At 45.2% G+C, this 6,629-nt stretch carries 6 protein-coding genes; all 6 read right to left on the bottom strand.

The window, feature by feature from the left end; genetic code table 11:
• Window positions 1-143 precede the first annotated feature (143 nt).
• Entirely contained in the window at window positions 144-1,535 is a 1,392-nt protein-coding gene (gene asnS / locus G4407_RS11635) for an asparagine--tRNA ligase (RefSeq protein ID WP_173689021.1), read from the bottom strand.
• Between the two features lie 496 nt (window positions 1,536-2,031).
• On the bottom strand, window positions 2,032-2,910 hold the full coding sequence (locus G4407_RS11640) for an NAD(P)-dependent oxidoreductase (protein WP_173689022.1): 879 nt from the start codon (window positions 2,908-2,910) through the stop codon (window positions 2,032-2,034).
• 125 nt (window positions 2,911-3,035) lie between these two features.
• The gene (locus tag G4407_RS11645; RefSeq protein WP_173689023.1) at window positions 3,036-4,280 is read right to left on the bottom strand and encodes a 3-isopropylmalate dehydratase large subunit; all 1,245 of its coding nucleotides are present in this window, start codon (window positions 4,278-4,280) and stop codon (window positions 3,036-3,038) included.
• Window positions 4,281-4,297: 17 nt separating this feature from the next.
• Window positions 4,298-4,789, bottom strand: a complete 492-nt coding sequence (locus tag G4407_RS11650) for a LeuD/DmdB family oxidoreductase small subunit (RefSeq protein ID WP_173689024.1) — start codon at window positions 4,787-4,789, stop codon at window positions 4,298-4,300.
• A 33-nt stretch (window positions 4,790-4,822) separates the two neighbouring features.
• Window positions 4,823-6,073 carry a 3-isopropylmalate dehydratase large subunit gene (locus tag G4407_RS11655; RefSeq protein WP_055157885.1) on the bottom strand — a complete coding sequence of 417 codons (1,251 nt, stop codon included), beginning with the start codon at window positions 6,071-6,073 and terminating at the stop codon, window positions 4,823-4,825.
• Between the two features lie 3 nt (window positions 6,074-6,076).
• Complete coding sequence (locus G4407_RS11660; protein ID WP_044998914.1) at window positions 6,077-6,559, bottom strand: LeuD/DmdB family oxidoreductase small subunit; 483 nt, start codon at window positions 6,557-6,559, stop codon at window positions 6,077-6,079.
• Window positions 6,560-6,629: the final 70 nt, after the last annotated feature.

The following is a 6,629-nucleotide window of genomic DNA, read 5'->3' on the forward strand; positions in this document are numbered from 1 at the left end:
TGTATACAGAAAACGCCCTCGCTTCATTTTCCGGATTCTCTGTCCAATACTGCCTCCCAGAGTCTCCGTCAGAAAACAGCAGACCGGAAAACGCACCTTTTTGTGGCGCGTTCTCCGGTCCCCTTGATTTCTCATTCTTCTTTTTACAGTTCGCAGTTATTCACAGTTCTTGGGAACGGAATTACGTCACGAATGTTGGACATTCCTGTAAGATACATGATGCATCTCTCAAATCCAAGTCCGAATCCTGCATGTCTTGTAGATCCGTACTTTCTCAGATCCAGATAGAATCCGTAATCTTCTTCCTTAAGTCCAAGCTCTTTCATTCTTGCAACAAGCTTATCGTAATCGTCCTCTCTCTGGCTTCCTCCGATGATCTCACCGATTCCAGGAACCAGACAGTCAACTGCTGCTACAGTCTTGTTGTCATCATTCATCTTCATGTAGAAAGCTTTGATCTCCTTCGGGTAATCGGTAACGAATACCGGACGTTTGTAGATCTCTTCTGTCAGATAACGTTCATGCTCTGTCTGAAGATCTGCTCCCCATGATACTTTGTATTCAAATTTGTCATTGTGCTTTTCCAGAATTTCGATTGCTTCTGTGTAAGTAACTCTTGCGAAATCGGAATTTACAACGTTGTTCAGACGGTCGATCAGACCTTTGTCTACGAAAGAGTTGAAGAAGTTCATCTCTTCCGGTGCGTTCTCCATCACGTAGCGGATCACATATTTCAGCATGCTCTCTGCAAGGATCATGTCGTCTTCCAGATCTGCGAATGCGATCTCCGGCTCGATCATCCAGAACTCTGCTGCATGACGTGTAGTGTTGGAATTCTCCGCACGGAATGTCGGTCCGAATGTGTAAATGTCGCGGAATGCCTGTGCATAAGTTTCACCGTTCAGCTGTCCGCTTACGGTAAGGTTTGTCTCTTTTCCGAAGAAATCTTTGGAGTAATCCACGCTTCCGTCTGCGTTCTTCGGTACATTGTTCAGATCCATAGTTGTTACCTGGAACATCTCTCCTGCACCCTCACAGTCACTTCCTGTGATCAGCGGTGTGTGTACATATACAAATCCTCTCTCCTGGAAGAATTTGTGGATCGCATAAGCGGTCAGAGAACGAACTCTGAATACTGCCTGGAAGGTATTGGTTCTCGGACGGAGATGTGCGATACTTCTTAAATATTCAAAGCTGTGACGCTTTTTCTGAAGCGGGTAATCCGGTGCAGATGCGCCTTCTACTGTAACCTCTGTTGCCTGGATCTCAAATGGCTGCTTTGCCTGTGGTGTTGCAACAAGTGTTCCTTTTACAATAATTGCTGCTCCTACGTTTAATTTTGAAATTTCCCCGAAGTTCTCCATGTTGTCATGATATACCACCTGAAGCGGTTCGAAAAATGATCCGTCATTTACAACGATAAATCCGAATGCCTTGGAATCACGGATACTGCGCACCCATCCTCCTATAGTCACTTCTTTATCCAGATATTCCTCTCTGTTTCTGTATAACTCTCTTACTGTTACCAAATCCATCTGTCTTGTTCCTCCGTATTATTCTCTTATATACTTTCACATGTTCCCCAATGTGTTTTCTGTCAACGCAAATGTGGATATTGCCAGTCACTTGCGCCCCTTATTGCCGGCAACCCCTGCTGCCATTTTATACTACTGCAATATGTCCAGTATACCATTAAAATACTACAGTTGCAACGCCGTAACGTGCATCTGAGTTGTTAAGAACATATTTCGTTACTGTTCACCTCATTATACACCTGTACCAATTCCTTAATCTATAGTTCATTTTTCCTTAAGAAATTTTCTTTTTCTTTTATGATATGGACATATTTTGAACACAATTTATCTGTATACTAAGAGTCAGATAGTTGATAAACAACTATCTCCCCCCTCATAAAGTAAGCGCAATCGGGTAACACCGATTGCCGCACTTTACTCTCATTCCTTTAGAAATTAAATAAAAAGCACAGGAAAACCCGCTGGTCGAAAGATCAGCGGGTTTTCTCGTTATATTCTATTCTTCTACATCCTGCACATCATAATACTTGATCAGTGCCTGTGTTCCAAGATCTCCAAGCCCTTCCTGTGCCAGTTCTTCATAATTTGACAATACCAGGCTAAGCACCTCAAGGCTCAGTCCACTCATATTCGCCTCAGTCAGCGCAAGCTTCATATCCTTGATGAAATGCTTCATAAAGAATCCCGGCGCATAATCTCCGGCAATGATCTTCGGTCCGAATGCGTCCAGCTGTTTGCTTCCTGCTGCCCCGGTAGAAACAGAATTAAAAAGCACATTTAAGTCCAGCCCCTTCGCCTGTGCATAAGAAAATGCCTCGCATACTCCGCTTAAAGCTCCGGCGATCATGATCTGGTTTGCAAGCTTTGCATGCTGTCCGCATCCGGCTTTTCCCTGATAATTGATATTCGTTCCCATCGCCTTAAAAAGCTCCATACAAGTCTCATAATCTTCCTTCTCTCCACCGACAAGAATAGAAAGCGTACCTGCCTTCGCTCCGGTATCTCCGCCCGTTACAGGCGCATCCAGTACATGAAATCCTTTTTCTGTACCTTCTTTGGAAATCTTCTCCGCAAGCATAGGACTCGTAGTCGTCATATCGATCAGATAGGTTCCCGGATCTGCATTTTCCAGAATACCGCCTTCATCAAAATAGACCTCTTCCACATCTCTCGGAAAACCAACAATAGTGATCACAGCATCGCATCCCGGTACACATTCCCTGATGGACTCATGGAATATTGCGCCCTCACTGATCACATCTTCAACTTTTGATCTGGTTCTTGCATAGATATGCAGCTCATACCCTGCTTTCATAAGGTTGCGCACCATAGATTTCCCCATGATGCCAACGCCGATAAATCCTATTTTCTTCATACCGTACTCCATTCTGCCGTACCCACTCACGGCACAATTTTCTTTCCAGTGATATATTCCAGATAATCTGTCTCACGCCGCACAGATCTTTTCTCCGTCTGCGCATTCCCGGCGTCACGCAAAATCTACTCCGGACTTACAATCTTTCCGGCCACCGCGCAGCTTGCCGCTGTTCTCGGAGACGCCAGATAAATCTCAACCTTAGATGTTCCCATACGTCCGAGGAAGTTACGATTGTTGGTTGCAACCACGCGCTCGCCGTCTGACAGGATTCCTCCGGTACGTCCACAGCAAAGTCCACATCCCGGATGAGTGATGATCGCACCAGCTTCAGATAAAGTCTTCAGGATTCCCATATCTGCTGCCTGTTTGTAGATCTTGCGGCTTGCCGGAGTTACGATCAGTTTTACAAAGTCAGCAACCTTCTTGCCTTCCAGCACTTCTGCTGCTGCCTGAAGATCTTCCAGACGTCCGTTTGTACAGGAACCGATAAATACCTGATCGATCTCCGTTCCTTCCAGCTCTGATACATTTCTGATCTTATCAACCTGGGATGGACAAGCCATAACCGGTACAAAATCCTCTGCCTTGTAAGTGATCGTTCTCATATAGGTAGCATCCGGATCACCAACCAGGCTCTTCTGATAATCATTTAATTCAATTTCGCAATACTCAGCGGTCTTCTCATCTGGTGTGAAAAGTGCACATTTTGCCCCCGCTTCGATTGCCATATTTGCCATTGTCATACGACTTGCAACTGTCATATTTTCAATGGTGCTTCCGGCAAATTCCAGTGCTCTGTAAGTTGCACCGTCTGCTCTTAAGTCACCGATCAGACGTAAGATGATATCCTTTGACATGACATTTTCCGGAAGTTCACCATCGATCACAACTTTGATCGTCTCCGGCACCTTGATCCACATCGTTCCGGTTCCAAGGATACTTGCCATCTCGGTATAACCGATACCGGATGAAAATGCTCCAACACAACCATAGGTTGTGGTATGGCTGTCGGTTCCAAATGCAATATCGCCTGGTTTAACGTAACCAGCTTCTGTCATAAGCTGATGACAGATTCCATCACTTCTGTGTACGTGTGTCAGTCCGTATTTTTCTGCAAATGCATCTCCTGTACGGAAATGTCTGGTATCGTCCTGCTGACTTGCCGGTACCAGATGGTCGTAGATCAGAACAACCTTGTCCGGATCATGCAACTTTGTAAATCCCATTTCTTCAAATTTGTCTGCTACAAACGGGATGAAAATATCGTGGATCATCACGCGGTCTACATTGACCGTCACAATGTCTCCCGGCTTTACAGCCTTTCCTGTATTATGTCTGATAATTTTTTCAATAATCGTCTCGCCCATTTTCTTCTCCTTTCCGGTTAATCCAGTCCATTCAGCTTGCGCATGGCTTTTACCAGACCGCCAGCCTGAATAATGCTCATCAGATTCTCCGGCAGAGAAGCAATCGGGTACTCCTTGCCATTATAATCAACATGCTCATTCATCACGACAGTAACCTCGTCTCCCTCTTTCATGTCGTCATAGAGATCCGGCTGTTCGATCAGAAGAAGTCCGTTGTTGATCGAGTTACGGAAAAAGATTCTTGCAAATGATTTTGCAATGACGCACTGTACGCCCATTGCTTTAATGATCTCCGGTGCCTGTTCTCTTGAAGAACCGCAGCCAAAGTTCTTTCCAGCCACGATGATATCCCCCTTCTGGATCTGTCCGGCAAGTTCCGGGCGAAGAGGAGAAAAGCCATACTGCTTCATATCATCGATTGTCTTGAGTGCAAGGTATTCAGTCGGAATGATGATATCGGTATCAATGTCATCTCCGAGAACCCATACACGTCCTGTAAATTTATCCATTTTATGTCACCTCGTCAAACGTAATTTCGTCTCTTACACATCACTTGCCAGTGCGATTTCTCCGGCAATGGCAGATGCTGTAACGGTTGCAGCCGATCCAAGATATACCTTGGAGCTCGGATGTCCTGCACGTCCCTTAAAGTTACGGGTTCCGGTACTGATCAGAACTTCATTTTCACCGATTACGCCCTGACAGCTTCCCCAGCATACACTGCAGTTTGGGTTCATGACGATCGCACCTGCATCCATGAAGATGTCGATCAGTCCCTCTTCCAGAGCCTGTCTGTAAATAGTCTGACTTGCCGGAACAACAAGGAATCTTACTTTTTCAGATACTTTCTTTCCTTTGATAACCTGTGCACCTACACGGAGATCTTCGATACGTCCGTTGTTGCAGGATCCAAGGAATGCCTCATCAATCTTGATACCGCGCACGTCTTTTGCCGGCGCAAGATTGTCTACAAAATCCGGTTTTGCAACAACCGGCTCTACCTTGGATAAATCAAATGTATATTCTCTTACATAGTGCGCATCCGGATCGCTGTGATATACAGCCTTTGGCTCGCGTCCATGCTCTTTTAAATATTCCATTGCCACATCATCAACTTCAAAAATACCGGTCTTTGCACCGGCTTCTACTGCCATATTGCAAAGTGCGATACGGTCGCTGATGGTCAGAGTCTTTGCGCCTTCTCCGGTAAATTCCATCACCTGATAGTTACATCCGTTGGCTCCGACTTCCCCGATGATGGTGAGGATCAGATCTCTCGCATATACACCTTCCGGCAGCTTCCCAACCAGGTTGAATTTCACAGTCTCCGGTACCATTACCCAGGAAGTTCCTGTTACCATACCGTAAAGGAAGTCCGTACATCCAACACCGGTTCCGAATGCCCCAAGTGCACCGTAAGAACAGGTATGGCTGTCTGCACCAAAGATCAGTTCTCCCGGGCGAACATAGTTTTCCATCATGATCTGATGGCATACCCCTTTTCCTTCCCAGAAATCAATGTGGTTTGCCTTTGCAAAATCACGCATCTTCTTCTGGGATGCTGCTGTCTTCGGACAGTCAGACGGTACGTTATGGTCTACGATAAATACCAGCTTGCCTGTATCTGCAATATGTGGATTTTTTAATTTATTATTATACATATCAACGGTCAGATGTGTAGTTCCGTCATTACTCATCAGACGATCCAGTTCTACTGTATGGATGTCACCCGGCTTTACGCTTTCCACACCGGCTGCCGCTGCAATGATCTTTTCAGCAATTGTCATTCCCATCGTCTATTCCTCCTCACGGTTCAGAGACGCAATAAGTCCGCCCTGATTCAAAATATTCTGCATATATTCCGGCAGTTTTGTGCAGGAATAAACCTTTCCATTTGCCTCGGCAGTTCCTTCCAGCATATGAAGCTCCATCTGATCTCCGGTCTTTACTTCATCCGGAAGGTCTTTACAGACGATAGCAGGAAGTCCGATATTGATCGCATTTCTATAAAAAATTCTTGCAAATGATTTTGCGATTACAGCTTTTACGCCTAACGCTTTTAACACACCCGGAGCCTGCTCTCTGGAAGATCCGCATCCAAAGTTCTCTCCTCCGACTACGAAATCTCCCGGTTTTACCTTCTGTGCAAAATCCGGATCCAGAGATTCAAATGCATGGCTCTTCATCTCCTCAAGATTCGGCAGCAACAGATACTGGGATGCGATGATCTGGTCTGTATCCAGATCGTTATGAAATTTAAAAATAGTCCCTTTTTCCATAAAGCATATTCCTTTCTACTACAATATATTTATGGTTAATATCCCTTACAGCCAGTAAGGAATTATCCAT

It is taken from the genome of Allocoprococcus comes, from assembly GCF_013300725.1.
Lineage (GTDB): Bacteria > Bacillota > Clostridia > Lachnospirales > Lachnospiraceae > Allocoprococcus > Allocoprococcus comes_A.

Excerpts from the sequence above, each read along its gene's own strand:
- G4407_RS11650 (WP_173689024.1), bottom strand. The coding sequence starts at position 4,789 with ATGGATAAATTTACAGGACGTGTATGGGTTCTCGGAGATGACATTGAT.
- asnS (WP_173689021.1), bottom strand. The coding sequence starts at position 1,535 with ATGGATTTGGTAACAGTAAGAGAGTTATACAGAAACAGAGAGGAATAT.
- G4407_RS11660 (WP_044998914.1), bottom strand. The coding sequence starts at position 6,559 with ATGGAAAAAGGGACTATTTTTAAATTTCATAACGATCTGGATACAGAC.
- G4407_RS11640 (WP_173689022.1), bottom strand. The coding sequence starts at position 2,910 with ATGAAGAAAATAGGATTTATCGGCGTTGGCATCATGGGGAAATCTATG.
- G4407_RS11655 (WP_055157885.1), bottom strand. The coding sequence starts at position 6,073 with ATGGGAATGACAATTGCTGAAAAGATCATTGCAGCGGCAGCCGGTGTG.
- G4407_RS11645 (WP_173689023.1), bottom strand. The coding sequence starts at position 4,280 with ATGGGCGAGACGATTATTGAAAAAATTATCAGACATAATACAGGAAAG.